Origin of the sequence: Halomonas sp. MS1 (assembly GCF_024182575.1) — a bacterium.
Classification (GTDB): Bacteria; Pseudomonadota; Gammaproteobacteria; order Pseudomonadales; family Halomonadaceae; genus Vreelandella.
Window position 1 is genome coordinate 1,135,590 of sequence record NZ_CP098926.1, and the last position, 25,149, is coordinate 1,160,738.

Below are 25,149 nucleotides of genomic sequence, written 5' to 3' on the forward strand. Positions count from 1 at the left end.
AGATACACCAGCGCTTTAAGAATGAAAGTAACTTCCAAAAAACATGGTCGTCGGCGTGCAGACCTATAACTGCTCCTGTTTATTTTTTCCATGGAATACTTAACTTTTTTTCAAACGACAGCCAAGGCTTGGCAGCACATCATGCGGACTAAGAAAGACCGAAATGGCACCAAGAAAGGCTATTTTTAAAAACCGGGGGAGTATAGCAGGGGTTGCGTGAGCAACCATTGAAATTAGTGCTATAACCTCATAATAAAAGGATGTCGCAGTTAAAAAAACGCCAGGGTATTTTACAACCCTGGCGCTGCACACTTGCTGCTGTCTCTATTGCTGACTTACTCCACGAGTATACTCTGCACTTTCAACGAGATATCTTCATCAGCGTTGTTGTAGACTCGGAAAGTAACGCCATCTTCTATGAGATTGCCACCCTCGGTCCAGCCTGTCCCGATCTCAACGGTGTCATTCTCATCACCTAAAATGCTCAGTGTATTTCCTTCATCGGTCATTTCCAGCACATCCTCCGGACGCAGGGCATCCAGCGTATTGCTGCCGCTCTCCGTCAGATCGAGGCGCTCGATATTATCGAAGTTAGCGTAGTCGTTCTGGTCCAGGTCTTCACTGAAGCGCATCACGATGGTGTCTTCGCCGCCCAGGGCGTCAATCGGTGAGCCGCTATACAACAGCGTATCGTCGCCGGATGTCGGCTCCACGGCTGCGATATTGACCTCGAAGCTATCCGAGACATGCGCCGACTCATCGCTGCCATCCGTGGTCCAGGCCTTGATATCCACGGAGCCTTGCATCGCCCCCTGCACCAGATACAAATCATTGATCTGATCCGGCGTGATACCGCTTAGGGTGTAGGTGTCACTGCCGCTGTCATAACTGACGCTATCCAGCAGCGCATCGCCGCCGTCGGTGAAGAAGCTGGCATGCTCGCCAAGCCCCGTCAGCTTGATCGTTGCGGTTTCCGAGCCGTCCAGGTCCTCCATCGAGGCACTGAGGTTGAGCGGAATCTTGTCACCCTCGTCACCGAAGCTCAGTTCGGGCGACAGCGTGATGCCATCGGCCACGGCCTGAACGTCCACTTCCAAGTCAGTGGAGGTGGTCTCGCTCTCACCGTTGCGGCTGGTCCGCGCCGTCAGGGTCAGGGCATCTGCGCCATCCAGGGTACCGCTCCAGTTGCGCGGCGGCACCAGGCCCACGAAGTCCGGCATACTGCCGTCGTCGTTGAGGATCGACCAGCCTCCTCCACCGACGTTATCAGCCAGCGTCGCCGAACCGGCATCGCTACCGGTTTTGACCAGCCAGCCTTCTGGCACACCTTCTAACAGCAAGGCATCAAGGCTCTGTGAGGCATCCGGCAGCAAAACGTCCAGATCCTGCAGTTCGACCAGTTCGTCCTCGGTACCGACGGCATCGCTGGCAGTGACTTCCGGCGGCGGTGGCGCGATCTCGGAAGCACTCGACCCTGTAGAGGTTTCGACATTGGCCGCACCAGTCTCCTGGGTCGCCGCCTCGGCGATAAGCGAAACGTTGCCCCAAGTATTGTCCCCCGGACGATAGCTCACCGTGACCGAGTCGCCCACGGCGACACCATCAATCACGTAGTTGCCGTCGCCATCCGGCGTGATCTCTTCGCCGTTGTACCACAGGCTGCCTGAGGCACCGTCGCCGCTGGTCATACCGGTCTCATCGAGGGTGATCACCAGTTGCCCATCCACCAGGCTGACATCAGGATCATCCGCCGGGCTGGAGACGTCGATGGTGAAGTCGATATCCTCGCCGCTAACAACATCGCCTGCGGAAACGTTGACGGCCGGCGTATCGGTCACCGGCGTTACCGGCGGCGTGACGCTGATCGTCGAGGCATTTTCCTCGCCGCTCGGCGACTGCGTCGTCAGGGTAGTGTCAAAAGAGAACGGCCCTTCACTGTCGTTCCAGTCGGCCGGCGGCGTCACCGTAATGCCGTCCAGCAGGGTCTGTAGGGCGGCATTGCTGCCGTCATCGGTGCTGGCATACCACACTATCTCGCCGTCGATGGTGGTCTGCTGCATACCGTTGACTACGGCGCCCGGCGGTAGGTTGGAGATGGTCACCGCGCTGTGACCATCAGGCGAGTCCCCGATCTCGGCAGTTACTAGGTCGGACAGCGCCATGCCGGTGTCCTCGGTCATGGTCGCATTGGCGTCTTGCCAACTAATGATCTCGCTCGGGTCCTCGCCATCGCCGAAGTCGCCCTCACCGGTCAGCGTCCAGCTATCGCTGCCGCTCTCCTCCTGACTGGTCGCGCCATTGTCCTGGGTCACCGCGGTGATGGTGATCTCATGGTCCTCAATGGCGTCCACCTGGGTACCATCGCCCATCGTGAACTCGACGGTCTGGGTCAGGGTGTCGGTGCCATTGAAAGCAACGTCGGGATCGATCTCGATACGCCACTGGCTGCCCGTGCCACCTGCGACCTGCCCAACGAACTCGCCACCCACGACGCCGACCCCGGCGGGGACATTGTCGATCAGCAGGTACTTGAGGGACTCACTGCCGTCGGTATCCGGCTGGGTGATATCGACGGTAACCTCGACACGATCGTTACCGTCGGCGGTGACGTCCTTGGCGGGCTCGTCTATGGTGGCATCGCTGTCACCGATATTGACGATCCCGGTAATGGTCACCGTGGGCACATCGGTCACGGCCTCGATGACGACCTCATGGGTTTCGTTCTTGACCACCGTGGTGTCGTCAACATCGCCCTCATAGCCAGCGTTGGGGGTATCGGTGATCTCGTACTGCACCTCGAGAGTGCCGGCACTACCGGAGAAGTGCTCGTCGCCCTGGGCGAAGATGTTGTTCCAGGCACCGTCGGTCAGCTTATAGTAGCCGCCCTCTTCAATCACGCCGGTGACGCTTCCATCTGCCGCAGCATCGGCCAGGGTGGTAGTACCGTCATCACCATAGTAAAGTTCGAACTGATTGCCCGTGACGCTGGCAACCTCGATCCATACCGAATTCAACGACTCGTTGGTATCGCCGTTCTGCGGCTCGAAGCTCAGGTTGAGCTGCCCCAGTTGATCCTCGGCCAGACTGGACTGGATGCTAAACCCTGCCTCCGGCGACGGCGTGACTTGGAAGGATACCTGCTGCTCGGCGCTCTCCAGGGTATTGCCGTCATCTTCGGTGACGATGGGCGTGACCGAGAAGTCCACCTGGCCGCTGAAGTTATCCGGCGTGGTGATCTTGACGGCATTCGGGTCGGTGGCTACCCAGACACGCTCGGCGCCCTCGCCGCGAATCAACGTCGCGCCCTCGACATCGAACTGCTCGTCGAGACCGGTGATGCGGTAGGTCAACATCTCCGAGCCATCGCCGCTGGCTTCGCCCGAATTGGCGGTGATGATATCGCTCAGCGTGACGCTGTCACTACCATCATCCAGATCCTCTTCGGCGTAGACCGGCGTATCGGTGGTCACATCGGGATTATCGGCGACCCCATCCACATGGACGTTGATCGACTTCTCGACCGGCGTCGCCAGGGTATCGGTCACACCACCATACTCATCGACGGTAACCACGCTCGCGGTCAGCGTGAAGTCCTCGTTGCTATCCTGGGGTGGCGTGACGGTCAAAGGCGCATTGCGGTCGAAGTCATCGATCACATAGTTGCCGTCGCCATCGGGCGTGAGGTCCGCTCCGTTGTAGGTCAGCACCGCGCCATCCGGCACATCGCTGATGGTGACCGTGAAGCTCTCATTAGGATCTGAACTTTGTGGACGGATATCCAGCGCAATCGCTTCATCCTCGTTGCCCTCGGCCGGAGAGGCGACGTTGAGCGAAGCGAGGTCGGCTACCGGTGTGTCGATAAAGATACCATCGAGAATGGCTTCGCCGGAGATAGCGGTATCCGTATTACCCTCGTCATCGGTATCCACCGTCTTGGCCTCGACGCGAATCCGGAACTCGCCCTTCTGGTTCGGCGCCGCACGGAACTCCAGGGTGTCCAGGTATTCCACCGGCACTTCGATGGGTGAGCCGTTATAGGTCTGCTCGACCCAGGTGGCGCCACCATCCGTGGAATAGCGGAAGCTGGAGCCATCGGCGTTATCACCCTGGCCTGAGACCAGCTCCGGCGTCAGCAGCGCGAAGGTCTGCTCCGAGCCATCGGCGTCCTGGTTAGCCCAGCCGTCCGCCGGATTGAAGCCATCGGCGTTGAGCGCGAACCAGGTATCCTCGATACCGTCCACGGTCGAGCCATAGGTATGGTCGGGATTCATGGTCAGATCGGGTTGGCCGTCGCCGTCGCTATCGCCACCGACCTCTTCGGCGACCGGTGTCACCGCGATATCCGCCGTGACGTTGTGGGTCTGGATATCCGAGCCGGTCGAGGCGGTGTCCCCCACGGTGACCTGCAATGACAGGCTTTCATCGACACTGCTATGGGCCGGTGGCGTGACGGTGTAGCCGGTATAGCTGCCGTCGGCCACATCGTCTGGACCGATCGTGAAGCCATCGCTGCCGTTACCGGTATGCAAGACAGTGCCGTCGCCATCCTTGATCACCCAGCCATCCGGTACGCTGTCGATACTGATCGACATGATCGTCTCACTGCCATCGGTATCACTGACATCGAGATCCGCCAGGAAGGCTATTTCACTATCTTCCGGCCCCACCGCGCTAATATCGGCCGGCTTATCAGCGACCGGCAGGGTGTCGATATTCAGCGTCACCGAGTCTTCCTTCACCTCACCGTTGTTATCACCCGCATCGCTGTCATGATCCTGGGCCTTGAGAGTGACGGTGATGCCATCGAGATCGCCACTGAAATCGGCCGGTGGCGTCAGTACCAAGGATGATGGAATCTGCGTCGATGTGCCGGCGCCGAAGTCACCAAGGTCGCTTGCCGGAATAACGATTTTGCCATCGGCTCCCGCGGTGATGGTGCTACCGTTCATCGTCACGGACGTGCCTTCCGGCACATCGCTGATTTCAAGCCAGCGCTCCTCGCTGCCGTCGAGATCCTCGAAGCTGGCGCCGAGCAGGTTGCCAAGATCCAGCGCGCCGTCCTCGTCGATGGTGGCCGTATGGGGATCATCGGAGCCGTCGATGGTCAGATCGACGTCGTCGGTTACGGCCTGAACACCAACCTCCACTTGGGCAGTGCTTTCCGCACCGTCCACGCCACTCAGCGGGTTACCGCTGTCGTCGACCTCATAGCTGGTCACGCTGACGTCGACGGTGAAGTTCTCGTGGCTCTGGGCAAGCGGATTGACCTGCAGCGCCTGGTACTGCGCCGTGGTCATGGTCAGATCACCAGCGGCCGTGGCGGTATGATCGCCATCGGAGAGCACGATGGTCAGCGATCCGCCATTGCTGCCATTGCTGCCATCGCTCGTCCACAGCACATTGCCGCTGCCATCCAGCAGTTCGGTGCCTTCGGGAATACCACTCAGGGTAATCTCGCCCAACAGTTCGGGGTTGTCGCCAGCGGTTGCCCCGTTCTGATCCGTGGTATCGACAGGGTTCGGTGCCGTCAGGTTCAGCGCGACCGCAGTATCTTCATCGGTCTGGACATTGCCGCCCTGTAGATCCGGCGCATCGGCGACCGGATTGACCGTCACGTTAACCGTAAAGGTCTTGGTTTCATTATCGGTCGTCGTGGTATAGGTAAAGGAATCCTCACCACTATAATTTTCGTTGGGCTCGTAGGTAATGGTGCCATCGTCGTTTACCTTGGCCTTACCGTATGTCGTTTCTACCCAACCTTCTGCGTCCGGTGTGCCACCGTCAATGCCAGTGTTAGTGCCCGTCGCATCGGCATTGGTATTAAAGGTATTCTCGGTCGACCCGACGTCCGAATCCTCCTCCACCGTGATGGCTTTAGGCTCAACGCTGGGATCATCATCGTCAACGGTGATGGTGAAGCCGGTTTCAACCGTATCATTGTCACCGTCGGTGACTGTCAGATGCTGCAAGTTGATATCGAGGGTCTCGGCCCCGCCGTCATGATCCAGCGGCCGATGCAGCGTGAACTCATAGCCAGGCGTTGCCGAGGTCGGATTGAGTATCTCGACCGTGAAGACTTTGCCACTTTCACTACGGTCAGTGCCGCGATAACCCGTCAGGGTGTGGCCATCGTTACTAACGACATATTCTATATCTTGTCCATCCGACGTCAGCTCGGCAGCTTCAAGAGCCGATACTGTCGAATCGACACCCCCTTCACTGAACTGGACATCCCCTGCACCATCGGTACCAAAATCCACTTCAAAGGTATCGGATACGCTAGTCGCTGGCACATTAGGATCGCTGCCCAAGGCCAGGTTGGCTTCATTGACCGAGGCGCTAGAAGGCGGCGCTGTGATGGAAGGACCATCGTCACGGAAGGTGAACTTACCACCGACATCGACGGCATTGCTATCGACACTGTCCCCATCCCCATCGACGGCGGTTGCCACCAGTTGGAGGGCATCGTCATTCAGGGTGATGGCATCATCGTGGTCAGCGCTATCCGGGTGCTCCAACGGACGAGTCTGCGTCAGCGTCACGGCACCGGTGTCGCCATCAAGCTCGATACGGAAGGCGATCTCGCCAGTTGGATCATTGCCCACACGACCGACCACATCGTCACCATCCATAAAGAGATGAACGGCTTCGCCCGTGGCGGTATCCATTACGCCGGATACCGCACCTTCGGTGACCTGCAGCCGATAGCTCGTGCTGTCCTCGCCATCTGCCCCATGGTCGATAGCGAATACGCCGTCGATAAAGTCGGCATCGGTGGCGCTGACTTCCCCAGCGTCGAAGTCACTCTCATCGACTTCAACACTGCCCAACTGACCGTTATCGACACTGATCACCGGCTGATCATCGACGATATCGATGGTCACGGTGTTGGTGACGGTATTGCCGTACTGATCGACCGCAGTGTACTGGAAGCTATCGGTCGGCGGCGTACCGGAGTGGTCTACGTCACTGTTCAGGGTGTAATCGAAGGTGCCATCGGTATTGACCGTCCAGCTACCCAATGACGTCGTGCCGCTCTGCGACGACTCCACCGTCCAGCCCGACTGCAAGTCGAGGCTTCCACCGCTGATGGTTTCGCTGTCGGCGGACGCATCGGTGCCATCCGCCAGACCTGCCTCATCCACGCTGCCAGTGGTATCGGTCGGGGTGCCGGTGACATCGGCAACATTGATGGTCAGGGTCGCGGTGCTTTCATCCCCATCGCCATCACGTACGGTGTAGGTGAAGACGTCCTGGACATCGGCATTCGTGCTGGCCGGGTCGGCTTCGTAGGTATAACTGCCGTCTGCGTTAAGCGTCAGCGTGCCGTACTCGCCCTCGATTACCAGCGTGCCGTCAGTGTTGGTGGCATCGTTGGCGGGCACATTGTCGCTGGTCACCGCAGTAACCGTGGCGCCGTCGGCGCCTTCGGTGTCGGCGGCATCGCCCGGCGAGACACCATCGCCGCCGATCACGTTGCCACTCGTATCGGCACCTTCGGTCACGGCGTTGGTATCGTTTTCGGCGGTCGGCGCATCATCGACAATCTGGATATTCAGATCGCCGTTGTCGGTCGAGCCATCCTCATCGGTGGCGGTGACCTTGATGCTGTCCATCAAGTTATCGACGTCTTCCTCCGGCGCATTGGTCAGAAGGTAGTCATAGTCGAGAGTGATGGTGCCGTCAGCGGCCTGGCTGTAGCCGTTGAGGGTTAGCTCGCCGTACTGAGTGGTCAGGCTCTGCGGTGTATCGCCCAGCGCTTCCACCTGTGCCTTGCTCAGTTCGAGAGTCGCCGGATCGCCGTTATCGTCGGTATACGCCAGCGTCACCGCGCCCGTGTCCCGCAGGCCATCCAGGGCGGTCAGCGTCAGGTTGGATTCGACGCGGGTGTCGGCGGCGTTCGGCGCGGAGCCATCGGCCAGACCGCTTTCGAACACCACCTGGTCAGTGATGTTGCCATCCGGCGTGGTGGCGTCGTGGTCGTTGGGCACATCGACGGTCACGCCGTCATCGCTGCCGTTGACCGTAATGGTCAGCGTGGCATCGTTCGCATCGCTGTCGCCATCCGTCAGCGTATAAGTGAACGTCTCGGTCAGCGTCTCACCGTCGCTCAGCCCTTGTACCGTGAGGTTGGCGTTGTCGAGCGTGTAGGTATAGCTACCATCGGCATTGAGTGTCAGGGTGCCGTACTCGCCGTCGATCACCAAGGTGCCGCCGCTGTCGGTAGCGTCGTTGCCCGGTACGTTGTCGCTGGCCACGCCGGACACCGCGGCACCGTCGGCGCCTTGGGTATCGGCCACATCGCCCGGCGAGGCACCGCTATCGCCCAGCACATTGCCAGTCGTGGTGAGAGCGTTGTCTTCCGTCACTGCGTTGGTGTCGTCTTCGGCCACTGGCGCGTCGTCGACGATCTTGATGTTTAGATCGCCGCTGTCGGTCTGACCATCACGGTCGGTGGCGGTGACGGTGATGCTATCCATCAGGTCATCGACGTTCTCGCTCGGTGCCGTGGTCAGCTCATAGCTGTAGTCGAGAGTGATAGTGCCGTCAGCGGCCTGGCTGTAGCCGTTCAGGTTTAGCTCGCCGTACTGAGTGGTCAGGCTCTGCGGCGTATCGCCCAGTGCTTCCACCTGCGCCTTGCTCAGTTCGAGGGTCGCCGGATCGCCGTTCGCGTCGGTGTAATCCAGGGTCACCGCACCGTTGTCCTGTAAGCCATCCAGGGCGGTCAGCGTCAGGCTGGACTCGACGCGGGTGTCGTCGGCGTTCGGGGCAGAGCCATCCGCCAGGCCGCTTTCGAACACCACCTGGTCGGCGATGTTGCCATCCGGCGTGGTGGCGTCGTGGTCCGTCGGCACGTCGACCGAGACATCCCAATCTACCGGCTTCTGATCGTCGTCACTGGCGGTATTGCCAGCCGGATCGGTGACTGTAGCGGTCACGCTCACATCGGTGTCGCCTTCGGCAACCGGTACTTCCACCGTAACGCCGTTGTCCAAGTCGGACTGGGTGACTTCTCGCTCGTCGAGAACATTGCCGTCTTTGTCGGTGACCACCAAGGTATCGCCTACCTGGGTGCCGTCTTCTAGAGTGACCTCGGCGGCGACCGTGCCGTCTTCACCAATCTCATCCTGGCTGTAGGTGCCGTCATCGCCGCTGCCGGTCAGCTCGACGCTCACCGCGGGCGGCACGTTGTCCACCGGCTTCTGATCGTCATCGCTGGCGGTATTGCCGGTCGGATCGGTGACCGTGGCGGTCACGCTCACATCGGTGTCGCCTTCGGCAACCGGTACCTCGACGCTGACGCCGTTGTCCAAGTCGTCCTGGGTCACCGTGCGCTCGTCGAGAACATTGCCGTTCTTGTCGGTGACCACCAAGGTATCGCCTACTTCGGTGCCGTCTTCCAGGGTGACCTGGGCGGTGACGGTGCCGTCGTCGCCGATCTCATCCTGGCTGTAGGTGCCGTCGTCGCCGCTGCCGGTCAACTCAACCGTGACCGCGGGCGGTACGCTGTCCACCGGCTTCTTATCATCGTCGCTGGCGGTATTGCCCGCTGGATCGGTGACCGTGGCGGTGACGCTAACCTCGGTGTCGCCCGGTGCCACCGGGACTTCGACGCTAACGCCGTTATCCAGATCGTCCTGGGTGACTTCGCGCTCGTCGAGGACGTTGCCGTCCTTGTCGGTGACCACCAAGGTATCGCCGACTTCGGTGCCGTCTTGCAGGGTGACCTGGGCGGTGACAGTGCCGTCGTCGCCGATCTCGTCCTGGCTGTAAGTGCCGTCGTCGCCACTGCCGGTCAGCTCAACCGTGACCGCGGGCGGCACGCTGTCCACTGGCTTCTTATCGTCGTCGCTGGCGGTATTGCCCCTCGGGTCGGTGACCGTGGCGGTCACGCTGACATCGGTGTCGCCCGGTGCCACCGGTACTTCCACCGTAACGCCGTTGTCCAGGTCGTCCTGGGTCACCGTGCGCTCGTCGAGGACGTTGCCGTTCTTGTCGGTCACCGTCAGGGTGTCGCCCACTTCGGTGCCGTCTTCCAAGGTGACTTCAGCGGTGACGGTGCCGTCGTCGCCGATCTCATCCTGGCTGTAGGTGCCGTCATCGCCGCCACCGGTCAGCTCGACACTCACCGCTGGCGGCACGTTATCCACCGGCTTGCTGTCGTCGTCGCTGGCGGTATTGCCCGTCGGGTCGGTGACCGTGGCGGTGACGCTAACGTCGGTGTCGCCTTCAGCAACCGGGACCTCGACGCTGACGCCGTTGTCCAGATCGTCCTGGGTGACCTCACGCTCGTCGAGGACGTTGCCGTCCTTGTCGGTCACGACCAGGATGTCGCCTACTTCGGTGCCGTCCTCCAGGGTGACCTGGGCGGTGACCGTGCCGTCTTCACCAATCTCATCCTGGCTGTAGGTGCCGTCATCGCCGCTGCCGGTCAGCTCGACCGAGACCGCAGGCGGCACGTTGTCTACCGGCTTTTTATCATCGTCGCTGGCGGTATTGCCCGCTGGATCAGTAACCGTGGCGGTCACGCTGACATCGGTGTCGCCCTCGGCAACCGGTACCTCGACGCTGACACCGTTGTCCAAATCGTCCTGAGTCACCGTGCGCTCGTCGAGGACGTTGCCGTCCTTGTCGGTCACGACCAGGGTATCGCCGACTTCGGTGCCGTCTTGCAGGGTGACGTCAGCGGTGACAGTGCCGTCGTCGCCGATCTCGTCCTGGCTGTAAGTGCCGTCGTCGCCACTGCCGGTCAGCTCAACCGTGACCGCGGGCGGTACGTTGTCCACCGGTTTCTTATCATCGTCGCTGGCGGTATTGCCCGCTGGATCAGTAACCGTGGCGGTCACGCTGACATCGGTGTCGCCCTCGGCAACCGGTACCTCGACGCTGACGCCGCTGTCCAGGTCGTCCTGAGTCACCGTGCGCTCGTCGAGAACATTGCCGTTCTTGTCGGTCACCACCAAGGTATCGCCTACCTGGGTACCCTCTTCCAGGGTGACCTGGGCGGTAACGGTGCCATCGTCGCCGATCTCATCCTGGCTGTAGGTGCCGTCGTCGCCGCTGCCGGTCAGCTCGACCGAGACCGCTGGGGATGTGTTATCCACCGGCTTCTGATCGTCATCGCTGGCGGTATTGCCCGTCGGATCGGTGACCGTGGCGGTCACGCTGACATCGGTGTCGCCCGGCTCGACCGGTACCTCGACGCTAACGCCGTTGTCCAGATCGTCCTGGGTCACCGTGCGCTCGTCGAGGACGTTGCCGTTCTTGTCGGTCACCACCAAGGTATCGCCTACCTGGGTGCCGTCTTCCAGGGTGACCTGGGCGGTGACCGTGCCGTCGTCGCCGATCTCATCCTGGCTGTAGGTGCCGTCGTCGCCGCTGCCGGTCAGTTCAACCGTGACCGCGGGCGGTACATTGTCTACCGGTTTCTTATCATCGTCGCTGGCGGTATTGCCCGCTGGATCAGTGACCGTGGCGGTGACGCTAACCTCGGTGTCGCCCGGCGAGACCAGGACTTCGACGCTAACGCCGTTGTCCAGATCGTCCTGGGTGACCTCGCGCTCGTCGAGGATATTGCCGTCCTTGTCGGTGACCACCAAGGTATCGCCGACTTCGGTGCCGTCTTGCAGGGTGACGTCAGCGGTGACAGTGCCGTCGTCGCCGATCTCATCCTGGCTGTAGGTGCCGTCGTCGCCGCTGCCGGTCAGCTCGACCGAGACCGCGGGCGGTACGTTGTCCACTGGCTTCTTATCGTCGTCACTGGCGGTATTGCCCGCTGGGTCGGTGACCGTGGCGGTGACGCTAACCTCGGTGTCGCCCGGCGAGACAGAGACTTCGACGCTAACGCCGTTGTCCAGATCATCCTGGGTGACCGGACGATTAACCAGTTCATTACCATCTTTGTCGGTAACAATCAGGGTATCGCCTACCTCAGTGCCGTCTTGCAAGGTGACGTCAGCGGTGACGGTGCCGTCGTCGCCGATCTCATCCTGGCTATAGATGCCGTCATCGCCGCTGCCGGTCAGCTCGACCGAGACAGTCGGCGGTACGTCATCGATCGGCTCGATTGGCTTGCTGTCGTCGTCGCTGCTGGAATTGCCCGCTGGGTCGGTGACCGTGGCGGTCACGCTCACGTCGGTGTCGCCCTCGGCAACCGGTACCTCGACGTTGACGCCGTTGTCCAGGTCATCCTGGGTCACCGGACGATTCAGCAGTTCATTGCCATCTTTGTCGGTAACAATCAGGGTGTCGCCTACTTCAGTACCCTCTTCCAGGGTGACTTCAGCGGTGACCGTGCCGTCGTCGCCGATCTCATCCTGGTTATAGATGCCGTCATCGCCGCTGCCGATCAGCTCGACCGAGACTGCGGGCGGTACGTCATCGATCGGCTCGATTGGCTTGCTGTCGTCGTCGCTGCTGGAATTGCCCGCTGGGTCGGTGACCGTGGCGGTCACGCTCACGTCGGTGTCGCCTTCGGCAACCGGTACCTCGACGTTGACGCCGTTGTCCAGGTCGTCCTGGGTCACCGGACGATTCAGCAGTTCATTGCCATCTTTGTCGGTAACAATCAGGGTGTCGCCTACTTCAGTACCCTCTTCCAGGGTGACTTCAGCGGTGACCGTGCCGTCGTCGCCGATCTCATCCTGGTTATAGATGCCGTCATCGCCGCTGCCGATCAGCTCGACCGAGACTACGGGCGGTACGTCATCGATCGGCTCGATTGGCTTGCTGTCGTCGTCGCTGCTGGAATTGCCCGCTGGGTCGGTGACCGTGGCGGTCACGCTGACATCGGTGTCGCCTTCGGCAACCGGTACCTCGACGTTGACGCCGTTGTCCAGGTCGTCCTGGGTCACCGGACGATTCAGCAGTTCATTGCCGTCTTTGTCGGTAACAATCAGGGTGTCGCCTACTTCAGTACCCTCTTCCAGGGTGACTTCAGCGGTGACCGTGCCGTCGTCGCCGATCTCATCCTGGCTGTAGGTGCCGTCGTCGCCGCTGCCGGTCAGCTCAACCGTGACTGCGGGTGGTACGTTATCCACCGGTTCGATTGGCTTGCTGTCGTCGTCGCTGGCGGTATTGCCGGCCGGGTCGGTGACCGTGGCGGTGACGCTCACATCGGTGTCGCCTTCGGCAACCGGGACCTCGACGCTGACGCCGTTGTCCAGGTCGTCCTGGGTGACCTCGCGCTCGTCTAGGACGTTGCCATCCTTATCGGTCACCGTCAGGGTGTCGCCTACTTCGGTACCCTCTTCCAGGGTGACCTCGGCGGTGACGGTGCCGTCGTCGCCGATCTCATCCTGGCTGTAGGTGCCGTCGTCGCCGCTGCCGGTCAGCTCAACCGAGACTGCGGGTGGTACGTCATCGATCGGCTCAATTGGCTTACTGTCGTCGTCGCTGCTGGAATTGCCCGCTGGGTCGGTGACCGTGGCGGTCACGCTCACATCGGTGTCGCCTTCGGCAACCGGCACTTCCACCGTAACGCCGTTGTCCAGGTCATCCTGGGTCACCGTGCGCTCGTCGAGGACGTTGCCATCCTTGTCGGTCACCGTCAGGGTGTCGCCTACTTCGGTACCCTCTTCCAGGGTGACCTGAGCGGTGACGGTGCCGTCTTCACCAATCTCATCCTGGCTGTAGGTGCCGTCATCGCCGCTACCGGTCAGCTCGACCGAGACTGCGGGTGGTACGTTATCCACCGGCTCAATTGGCTTGCTGTCGTCGTCACTGTTGGAATTACCCGCTGGGTCGGTGACCGTGGCGGTCACACTGACATCGGTGTCGCCTTCGGCAACTGGCACTTCCACCGTAACGCCGTTGTCCAGATCGTCCTGGGTGACCGGACGATTAAGCAGTTCATTACCGTCTTTGTCGGTCACCGTCAGGGTGTCGCCTACTTCGGTGCCGTCTTCCAGGGTGACCTGGGCGGTAACGGTGCCGTCGTCGCCGATCTCGTCCTGGCTGTAGGTGCCGTCATCGCCGCTGCCGGTCAGCTCGACCGAGACAGTCGGCGGTACGTCATCGATCGGCTCAATTGGCTTGCTGTCGTCGTCACTGCTGGAATTACCCGCGGGGTCGGTGACCGTGGCGGTCACGCTGACGTCGGTGTCGCCCGGCGAGACCGGGACTTCCACCGTAACGCCGTTGTCCAGGTCGTCCTGGGTGACTTCTCGCTCGTCGAGGACGTTGCCATCCTTGTCGGTCACCGTCAGGGTGTCGCCTACCTGGGTACCCTCTTCCAGGGTGACCTCAGCGGTGACGGTGCCGTCGTCGCCGATCTCGTCCTGGCTGTAGGTGCCGTCGTCGCCGCTGCCGGTCAACTCGACCGAGACAGTCGGCGGTACGTCATCGATCGGCTCAATTGGCTTGCTGTCGTCGTCGCTGTTGGAATTACCCGCTGGGTCGGTGACCGTGGCGGTCACGCTGACATCGGTGTCGCCTTCGGCAACCGGTACTTCCACCGTAACGCCGTTGTCCAGGTCGTCCTGGGTCACCGGACGATTAAGCAGTTCATTACCATCTTTGTCGGTAACCACCAAGGTATCGCCTACCTGGGTGCCGTCTTCCAGGGTGACTTCAGCGGTGACGGTGCCGTCGTCGCCGATCTCATCCTGGCTGTAGGTGTCGTCATCGCCGCTGCCAATCAGCTCGACAGATACCGCAGGGGCTTCATTGTCCTGTGGCGGCTCATCGTTAGCCACCGGTTTTGTGTCACTATCGCTAGACGAGTTACCTGCAGGATCAGTCACTGTGGCGGTCACGCTAACGTCAGTATCGCCTTCGGTAACCGGCACCTCAACCGTGACGCCATTATCCAGGTCGTCTTGAGTTACTTCTCCGTCAAAGAGGACATTGCCGTCCTTGTCGGTGACCGTCAGTGTGTCGCCCACTTCGGTGCCGTCTTCCAGAGTGACCTGGGCGGTAACGGTGCCATCTTCACCAATCTCGTCCTGGCTGTAGATGCCGTCGTCGCCGCTGCCGGTCAACTCGACCGAGACAGTCGGCGGTACGTCATCGATCGGCTCAATTGGCTTGCTGTCGTCGTCGCTGCTGGAATTACCCGCTGGGTCGGTGACCGTGGCGGTCACACTGACATCGGTGTCGCCTTCGGCAACCGGTACTTCCACCGTAACGCCGTTGTCCAAGTCGTCTTGTGTAATCGGACGATTAAGCAGTTCATTACCGTCTTTGTCGGTAACCACCAAGGTATCGCCTACCTGGGTGACGTCTTCCAGAGTGATCTGGGCGGTAACGGTGCCATCTTCACCAATCTCATCCTGGCTGTAGGTGCCGTCATCGCCGTTGCCAATCAGCTCGACAGATACCGCAGGGGCTTCATTGTCCTCTAGCGGCTCATCGTTAGCCACCGGTTTTGTGTCACTATCGCTAGACGAGTTACCTGTAGGATCAGTCACTGTGGCGGTCACGCTGACGCCGGTGTCGCCTTCGGCAACCGGCACTTCAAGCGTGACACCATTATCCAAGTCGTCTTGTGTAATCGGGCGATTAAGCAGTTCATTACCGTCTTTGTCGGTAACAATCAGAGTGTCGCCTACCTGGGTGCCCTCTCCCAGAGTGATCTGGGCGGTAACGGTGCCATCTTCACCAATCTCATCCTGGCTATAGATGCCGTCATCATTAGCGCCTTCTAACTCAACTCTCACCTCCAAAGCTGACGTTCTAGGCTCAAAACTTTCGCTAGTCCCTCCCCAACCGTTAAGGCGATAAAGAGGCTCATCACCCCGCTCGTAGTTATAAGCGTACGCAAGAGGCGGCAACGGCAGCTCAATGCGCTCAAGCATTACAAACGTTAACCCGTCTTTACTAATAATGGGCGCGGAAGACGAACCCTGCGATGGGGGATCGTTATCAAACTGTGCAATGAGCTGTTCTTCTAGCTGTTCTTCGGCTTTTAATGCTTTCTCTGCTTCTAATGCCTTCTCAGCTTCAGAAAAACGCATGTCTTCATCAGGCTCTGCGCTACGCAGAACAATGTCTGAATGAGAAAGTTCAATACCAGATGGCAACTGACGTGTCATACCTTGAGGCGTAGAGACAATTACGCTTGCATTGGCATCCGTAATGATTGTCTCGCCGGGTTGAACGGTATCACCTTCACGTAACTCTCTTATGTTTCCATTGCTATCACGAACCCACGCGTTGCCTGAGATTGCTTCAATGATGACGGTTTCCATCGTTTCCATCCAAAGATCCTATGAAGGCTCCAACATTCGAAGGAGCCTTTTGAACAAGTGCTTAGCTGTTTGAAATATCTAGCGTTATCTCAACGCGCCGATTTTCTCGACGGCCGTCAACAGTCGCATTAGAAGCAACCGGTTGGCGGGAGCCATAACCACGCACTTGCACAATATTTGGATCAATCCCCTGTTCTATGAGGTATTCAGCGACGTTAAGAGCACGCTGTTCAGAGAGGGAAGCATTTAATGCATTAGTACCGCTGCTATCAGTATGGCCAGAAACAACCACCTGATTTACCGAAGGCATTTGATGAATTTTTTGAGCAAATGAGGACAACTCAGCATGTGCTCCTGAGTTAAGTTCGGCACTACCCGTTGTAAACAGTGCATCGGCTGATAGCACCATATCGGGTATAGATGCGGGGGCTTGTGTGTTCCCGTAGCTATTAGTTAGTTCGGCTAATGAGGGAGTGGCAAGATGAGTGGCTGGGCAGATGGCATCTGGGTTGATACTGACACCATTACTACCAAGCTCATTAAGCGTAGGCGTTCCTTCACGTACAACGTCGAGGGTCAACATCAGTTGCCCCATAGACGCCAGCGTGCGTGCATCCGCCTCTAGCACATTCTGCTTAGCATTTACGTAGGCACGACTTGCTTCAAAGTATTCATTTTCACTGTCAAGAACATCTAACAGCGTACGCTCGCCAATATCGAACTGCTGCTGGTAAGCACTTCGAACACGGTCACTGGATAACCGATGCTGATTAATATAATTCAGCTGTTCACGCAATTGGCGAGAATCATTAAAAGCGATTTGCGTCGTTTGACGAATATTATGGCAAACATTCTCACGCTGATTAACCGCTTGCTCAATTCGATCACCTGCCGCGCGGAATGATGCCATATCGCTTCCACCACGATATAAATTCATGCTGGCTACTAGTTCTATACTGTGGCGATCCTGGCTACCGCGAGGAATAGGAGTACTGTCAGTATTATCGTAAGTGCCTGTACGCCCTTGCAGATCTAAGCGAGGCTGGAAAGCAGCGCGAGTAGCATCTTGTTGCGCACGGCTGGCTTCAATATTTTCAATGGCTGCGTGGAATTCAGGATTACCCTCAAAAGCAAGATTAACTGCCTCAGTCACGGATGGAGGCAAGTCATCTTCAAATCCTGGCATAGGCGCTAAACTGTCTGTTGGTAATTGGCCGACAATTCGCAAATACCGCGCAGAAACATCATGCAAGTTAGACGCTTCCGTCATCAGGTTAGACTCAGCTAATGCTAAGCGACCTGTGATCTGCTCTAAATCAACGCCTCTGCCAGCGCCATTCTGAACCCTCTCTTCGATTTGTTGATAAACACGTTGATGCTGACGGTAGTTTTCCTGAGCCAAGCGAACCAGTTCGCGATAACGTTCCACATCTAGATAGGCTTGCACTGCTTCTAATGCGACGTTCTCACTGGCACCTAACAACTCGTAATAACTAACCAGCTTGGCGCGATCTAGCCGTTCAACTTCATTACGAGTCGCAAATCCGTCCCAAATCATCTGGTTAAGCGTTAACTCAGCAAAACTTGTTGAATAGCTACCGACTCCATCTACTTCACGGTCAGCACGCCCCACACCAGCGGTTGCATCAATAGAGGGCAGGTAGCCTCCACGCGCTACATCAACATCATGCTCAGCCGCCTGCAGCTCATTCCATGCTGCTTTTACCTGGGGGTTGTACTCAATAGCAGTTTTGACAACGTCAGCCACATTGTCTGCAATAGCAGATTGCTGTGAAGAGGCTGGTGATTCTTGCGCACATACGCCGCTCACCATGAGTGACAGAGCAATGGTTACCAGCCCCTGCTTTGCCAGCATAAGTGACATGGGGTTGAGCTTGAAGGTCGACATACGTTGAAACATTCCCTTATTCCTGCAAAAAATTAGTTAGAAATCAGTAATATAGCTAATTCAAATAAAGTATTAGCTAATTTAAATTCAGCGAACTTTATCACTAACTAATCAATGACTCTTTTGATAAAAGGCAATAACATTTGCAGGAGTGAATTATTACTAATAACAAAAATAAAAAACTGTTAACGCTGATAAAAAACAAAACCCATGACAACCAAATAAAAATTAAAAAAACAAGGATTTAAGTTACTTAAGCATCCGAATCCACAGAGCTAGCTTTTTCTCAAATAAAACCCTATCAATGATGATCACAGCTAAAACCATGAAATGCTATTTATGAAAACAATCACTTAGTCGCCACTTTTATTCATTTTCTAGCCACATTTCTAGCTTATGCAGCCGCTGCTACCGACTTACACAACGCTAAAAACGGAGCAATGGAGAAAAACTAACGAAAAAAATATTTACATGAAGCACCCTGCCAATACTCCCCCCTTTGGTTACATACAACGTTGAGCAATACTGACAGCCACTCGATGGTAAGGTGGCTAGAGATACGTTTGAGCACAATAGATGCATGGCTGATTGAACCGTGGCCTACACCCCGAAATTAACGCCTGGCTAGCACTTTGACAAACAACTGATTTAATTGATTTTTAATTGACATATAGGTTGCCAACGCCCGTAAAGCAGACCGAGCTAAAAAATAGGTGGCCTTGCTAAATGCGGAGGCTTTAGAGCAATTAGCGCTGTTCTTGATCCTTCATGTTAGAGGGGGGCCAAATCTGACAACATTAAGCCATTAATAAAACAATTTGCTTCTCACTGATACTCTTTAATCGGTCTCTTAATTGGCGAAGGATACTGATTTTTAAATTTCATAGGCGATGTTCCAAATTTTTCTTTAAATGCCGTTGAAAAATTCGCGCTGCTACTAAACCCTACGTGAGCAGCTATAGCACTAACAGAAAGGTGGGTATTAGACAAAAGTTCACGCGCTTCATTCATACGTATTTCGCGAAGATACTCATATACAGTCATACCCACCATCTCTTTAAAAGCGGCATTAAGACGTTTTGCATTAGTACCCACTAAGCGCGCCAGCTCCTGTAGGCTCGGAGCATCAGATAGAGAGTTCAGCAAATGAACCCGAGCACTGTGATAAAGAATATTATTAATAGGGTTAGCTTGTTCGCTATCTAGACCTACTTCATCAAGATCATTATAAGCAGATGCTTTTTGCGGCACCCGATTACGTAGATGAATCGCCATGCGCAACTTAACCTCATCAAATAAATAAGGCTTGTGAATGTAATCTACGGCACCGACTAGCAGTCCTTGAACACGCTTCTCGGGTTCTGAGTAGGCTGAAAGGAAAATAACCGGAACGTTTTCGGTAAAAGGATCATTTGCTAGTACTTTACATGCCGCATAACCATCACACTCTGGCATTTCTACGTCCATCAGGATTAAGTCCGGCAGTAAAAGACGCGCTTTGTGAATACCATCGATGCCATCTTGGGCATGAAAGACTCGACAACCCTGGTGCAAAAGATACGAAGAAATAAGCATACGATCTGCCTCGGCATCGTCAACGACCAGAATTTTTTTCCCCGCTAGATTATCCATATCCACGCCGCCGCCAAACAAGTGTTGAGTGTTTACAATTTTACTCATGTGTTAATGTTTTTTTACTCATCAATAGCTGAAAAGCCATATAAGCAACAAAAACAATGCCTGCTAGAAAACAAAAAACCTCTCTAGAAAAGAGGCGATATGCTAGTGCACCAAACAAAATCAGCGAAATGTTAAATAATGATTCTAATTAGCCACGCAGGTCACATACTTTTCCCGCTTCGAGCCAAGCGATGGAATCATACACTTTATAACTATTAAAAAAAGTTAAACTTCTCAATAAAACTAGACACTAACGCTCATACAAAGCTAACCCCCACTAATCAATCAATCGCCAAAAATCGCACAACAAACCAACACTTAAGAGAAACAAGAAAACCATTAATTAAAATGTATTAAAACCACCCCGCTGATCACTTCAAAAACAACAAGACAATCACCTTCGCTTTTTAAAGCTTAGTAAACTATTTAAACTATTTTTATATTTTCAAAAAAGCATGCACAGCTCTATCAGGACATTTAACCCAACAACCTTCACGACACCAAAGTATTATTCATAAATCACTGGCAGCGACGCAGGCCAAATCACAAAAAAACGTGATACGATAATCTTCTATAAAAGCTATATTTTCTGTCGTTTTGCGACAACTTCATCGTCAAGGGAATCAACACTCACCATGTCGTCAGCTACAGACTGCGTCGCTACGCTTATTGATGACTTCCAGAAGCGTCGGCCTATTCGCGCCGGCTCGCTAATTATTACTGTCTATGGCGACTCTATCGTTCCGCGGGGCGGTACTGTGTGGCTCGGCAGTCTATCGAAACTGGTGGAGCCCATTGGTATCAATGAGCGGCTGGTGCGCACATCGGTTTACCGGCTGACCCATGAAACCTGGCTACGCGGTGAAAAGGTCGGGCGTCGCAGCTACTACCGGCTGAGTGGCCCTGGACGGCGTCGTTTTGAACAAGCCTTTAAGCGCGTCTATCACGGCGCCCAGCCTCCCTGGTCGGGCCAGTGGACATTGGCGCTGCTGACGCAATTACCTGCAGATCGACGCCAGCAGATTCGTGATGAGCTTGAATGGCTCGGTTTTGGTAGTTTCGCTCAGGGCGTGCTGGCGCATCCCACGCTGTCATGCGCGGAAACCATGGTGGCTTTGCAAGAGCTTGATGCGGCAGACGACACGATCGTAATGCAAACCCAGACCATGGAGCCCATGACCAGTAAGCCGCTGCGCCTGCAGGTCAGAGATAGCTGGAACCTCGACGAACTCGCCGAGCTATATCAGCGTTTTCTGGTTAAGTTTCGCCCACTGTGGAATGCACTCAACGCAGAGAACCATTTAGGACAGGAAGAGTGCTTCATTGCCCGTACCTTACTGATTCATGAGTATCGTAAGGTTCAACTACGCGACCCCCTGCTGCCTGACGAACTACTCCCTACGGCGTGGGAAGGTCGCTACGCCCATCAGCTCTGCCGCAACCTCTATCGGTTGCTCTACGAACGCGCAGAACGCTGGCTGGACCGGCACCTGGAAACTGCCGAAGGTCCATTACCAGCCCCTGGTCCCAGCTTCTACCAACGCTTCGGTGGGTTGGAATGAACGCTTTACGTGTCTTATAAACGCCTTACGTATCTTATGGCGGGGGACACCTGCCCTCCGTTGAGCTAGACAGCCTATAAGGCCAAGCTGGAAGAGACCGTCCAGCTTGGTTGCACTTCACCGGCTCAAGGTGACGCTTCCCCCAGCCGTCGATAAAGCGTCGAGCGGCTGATACCTAGCGTCCGGGCCGCGGCAGTCATGTTTCCCCCATGGGCTTCGAGCGTACGTACCATATGGGTTCGCTCCATTTCTCGCAGTTCTTGGCAACCGTTGCCAAGGCCCTCCGGTGTGACCGTATTACGAGCGCTATTATCTGTGGACTGAGCAAGCTTACGCTGCCAACGCGGCGAAAGCCCTTCTATGGTTAGCCGTTGGCACTCTGGCTCAGCTCCCACCAAAGCCGCTTCTAAACAGTGAATTAGTTCCCGCCAGTTGCCGGGCCAAAGGTAGCCAGTCAAACACTCTACCAAGGACTCATCCAGCGCCAGAGAGCGGCCATGTTGGCGACATAGCGCGGCCCAGTGTTGACGAATCTGTCCCGCGAGATCAGCCTGCTCGTTCAGCGTGGGAAGTTCTACTACCACTCCAGCCAGACGATAAAAAAGATCTTCGCGGAAGTCACCGGTCGTCACCAGGCTTTCCAAATCGCGATGGCTCGCGGCTATGACTCGGCAGTCGATGGGTACCTCGCGGTGATCGCCCAGAGGCGTCACCACTCTCTCCTGCAACACCCGCAGCAGACGGGCCTGCAGCGCCAGCGGCATGTCACCGATCTCGTCGAGCATCAAAGTGCCACCATTAGCTTGTACCAGACGCCCGCTGTACCCGCCCTTACGGGCACCGGTGAAAGCGCCTTCCACATAGCCGAATAGCTCCGCCTCGATAAGGCTTTCGGGTAGCGCAGCACAGTTGAGTGCCACGAAGGGCAGCTGCTCACCGAGACTGCTATGCAGTGCTCGAGCCAACTGCTCTTTTCCGGTGCCAGTTTTGCCCTGCAGCAGTACAGGTAAACCCGCTTCCAGTGCCCGGCAAGCCCGGCGAGCCTCCCGGGCCAGCGCCTCAGGCCAGTCCTCCACCAGCGCCTCAAGCCCACGAGAGAGAGATGGTTCAGGCGACGCCGGCCTCACCGTGGCTTCTCCGCTCAAAATTGCTGGCTGCCACTGATCCGGGGGATTAAGCCGCCCCACCAGTTGGGCGCCGGTAAGCGGCAGCCCCAGCAAGACCGAGCACCGTTCGCATTGGCGACAGATTTCCTTCCAGGAATTGCCCAATAATTCTTCAATATGGCGACCAATTAGTGAGGCAGAGGCCTCGCCCAGCCATTGAGCGGCCTGAGAATCAACCGCCAGGATCAGCCCCGAGTCGTTCATGGCCACTAGACCACAGCTCACGCTGTCTAACTCAGCCAACGATGCGTGCACCTGGAGCACCCAACGCTGCTGATAATGGTGGAAAAACAGCCGTTGCTCCAACGCCCCCGTGAGCTGCTGCACTCGGCGCAGGAAAATTTCTGGTCGTGGGTGGTCGGCCTCAAAGGTAAGGTCGATCAATCCTAAACAGTCGCCGTTGAGATCAAACAGCGGGGCAGCGACACAGGAGACGGGGTTGTCGGGGAACAGCAGATGCTCGCAGGACTTGACCAGCACCGGTGCACGCTCGATGAGCGCTAGGGCAGGTGCATTGGTTCCGAACCAGCGTTCATCCAGGTTGATGCCGGCCCCGATGTGGAAGCGATCATTAAGCACGAACCGCTGTCCGTAGCTCTTGAGCACAGTGGCATCCGGGGTGGCCAGCAGCAACTGGCAGCCACGCAGGTCCTCAGTCACTCGCCTGATCAGCGGGTCAGCCAGTTCGATAAGACGACGATGCATCTCACGCTGAGTGCGGAGTTCGCTACTGTCGAGCCGCGGCAACTCGGGTAGGCTACCAAGCTGCAGTCCATGCTCAATGCAGCGCTGCCAAGAACGGTCGATACTGGCATCGAGCATGCCCATCGGTAGTTGCTGGTCACGGAGCAGATGTTCACGGGCCTGGCGAATCACGTCAGGGGTTCGCAGGACTGTTTTGGAGATCATGGGCCTCTCCCAGCGAGGTCGGCGAGCTGTCCCAGAATGCGACAGCCGTCGTATCCGGCGACGAGACGGCGGAGGAATATCGTCATAGCTAACCTTCAACTCACTGATATTGTTGTGATTATATTATTTCCCTGAGCTGGCACGGGGCTTGCTAGGGAGTACTTGCTAAGGAGTATGAGAGGCGTGCAATGCTTAGCACGCACTCACAACAATCATAAATCAGTCTGACAGGAGCACAACCATGACGCAGCCCTCCACTGCTATTCAAGCTTGGCTGGACAAAAGCCACGCTCTTTTTATTGGCGGCCAGTGGCGCACCGCCACCAGCGGCCAGACACTGGATGTCTATAATCCCGCCACCGCGGAAGTGATCAGTCGGGTTCCGGCGGGTGATGCCACCGATATTGATGCTGCGGTCGGTGCTGCCCGGGAAGCCTTCCGTGACTGGCGCAAGTCGCGGCCAGCCCAGCGTGAAAAGCTGCTGCTGGATCTCGCCGATGCTCTGGAAGCCCGCGCCGATGACTTTGCCCTACTCGAGACACTAGACAACGGCAAGCCAGTGACCTTTTCGCGGCATATGGACGTAGCTCTAGCCATCGACTTTATCCGTTATACTGCGGGCTGGGCCACCAAAATCGAGGGTCGTAGCATGACACCCTCGATGCCCTTCGTGCCCGAAGGCAAGCAAATTGTCGCCTACACCCGCCGCGAGCCCATCGGCGTGGTAGGTGCCATCATCCCCTGGAATTTCCCACTGCTGATGGCAACCTGGAAGGTCGCTCCGGCCCTAGCTGCCGGCTGCAGTATCGTGCTCAAGCCCGCCGAGGACACGCCGCTCACCGCCCTGCTGCTGGCGGAACTGGCCGAGCAAGTAGGTTTCCCGGCAGGCACTCTCAACGTCGTCACCGGTCTGGGGCACACCGCTGGAGCAGCGCTGGCCAGCCACCCAGGAATCAACAAGATAGCCTTCACCGGATCGACCCCCGTGGGTAAGCAGATCGGGCATTCCGCCATGGAGAACCTGACCCGTACCACCCTGGAACTAGGTGGTAAGTCACCGGTGATGGTGCTGGCCGATGCAGATGCCGAGGCAGCCGCTGCCGGCGCGGCTCAGGCAATCTTCTTTAACCAGGGGCAGGTGTGTACCGCTGGATCGAGGATCTATGTACATGAGTCGATCCACGATACCTTTGTCACTAAGCTAGCCGAACAGGCCCAGCAGCTAACGCTAGCACCGGGCTGTGAACCCACCAGTAGCCTGGGCCCGCTGGTCTCCTCCAAACAGCAGCAACGAGTGTTGGCGTATATCGAACAAGCGCGCAGCGACGGCGGCACCATCGTCACCGGCGGTGGCAAAGGCAGCGAAATCGGCTACTTCGTCGAGCCGACGGTGATCACCGGCTTGGCCCAGGAAAGCCGCTGTGTGCAAGAGGAGATCTTCGGTCCGGTGGTCGTGGTCCAGACCTTCCGCGATCTGAACGAACTCGTGTTACTGGCCAACGACTCTCCTTATGGACTGGCCGCCAGCATCTGGTCCAACGATCTTGCGGCGGTCAATCGCCTGATACCAGAAATCGAGGCCGGTAGTATCTGGGTCAACGGCCACAACCTGCTGGACGCCTGCATGCCCTTCGGCGGCTTCAAACAGTCGGGCATTGGCCGCGAGCTCGGCGATTCACTGATCGAGCATTACACAGAGCAGAAATCGGTTGTGATGATCGTTTGATCTAACC

General features: G+C 57.1%; 6 protein-coding genes. 2 read left to right on the forward strand and 4 right to left on the reverse strand.

Annotated features, from left to right (window positions below; genetic code table 11):
- Positions 1 to 335 precede the first annotated feature (335 nt).
- The 3 genes from NF683_RS05110 to NF683_RS05120 all read right to left on the reverse strand — a co-directional run bounded on the left by NF683_RS05110 (position 336) and on the right by NF683_RS05120 (position 19,779).
- Entirely contained in the window at positions 336 to 16,199 is a 15,864-nt protein-coding gene (locus NF683_RS05110; protein WP_253921455.1) for a VCBS domain-containing protein, read from the reverse strand.
- A gap of 52 nt (positions 16,200 to 16,251) precedes the next feature.
- Positions 16,252 to 18,111 carry a TolC family outer membrane protein gene (locus NF683_RS05115; RefSeq protein ID WP_253921456.1) on the reverse strand — a complete coding sequence of 620 codons (1,860 nt, stop codon included), beginning with the start codon at positions 18,109 to 18,111 and terminating at the stop codon, positions 16,252 to 16,254.
- 813 nt (positions 18,112 to 18,924) lie between these two features.
- Complete coding sequence (locus NF683_RS05120) at positions 18,925 to 19,779, reverse strand: response regulator transcription factor (protein ID WP_253921457.1); 855 nt, start codon at positions 19,777 to 19,779, stop codon at positions 18,925 to 18,927.
- 635 nt (positions 19,780 to 20,414) lie between these two features.
- Between NF683_RS05120 and paaX the strand changes: the two genes are divergently transcribed.
- Positions 20,415 to 21,341: a phenylacetic acid degradation operon negative regulatory protein PaaX gene (paaX, locus tag NF683_RS05125; RefSeq protein ID WP_089040475.1), complete on the forward strand. Its 927-nt coding sequence runs from the start codon at positions 20,415 to 20,417 to the stop codon at positions 21,339 to 21,341.
- Positions 21,342 to 21,466: 125 nt separating this feature from the next.
- Here paaX and NF683_RS05130 read toward each other — a convergent pair whose 3' ends face one another.
- Positions 21,467 to 23,416 (reverse strand): sigma-54-dependent Fis family transcriptional regulator, encoded by a 1,950-nt coding sequence (locus NF683_RS05130; RefSeq protein WP_253921458.1) that lies wholly within the window; start codon positions 23,414 to 23,416, stop codon positions 21,467 to 21,469.
- 241 nt (positions 23,417 to 23,657) lie between these two features.
- Here NF683_RS05130 and NF683_RS05135 point away from each other — a divergent pair, with 241 nt between their 5' ends.
- A complete protein-coding gene (locus tag NF683_RS05135; RefSeq protein WP_253921459.1) occupies positions 23,658 to 25,142 on the forward strand; it encodes an aldehyde dehydrogenase family protein in 1,485 nt (494 codons plus the stop codon).
- Positions 25,143 to 25,149 lie beyond the last annotated feature (7 nt).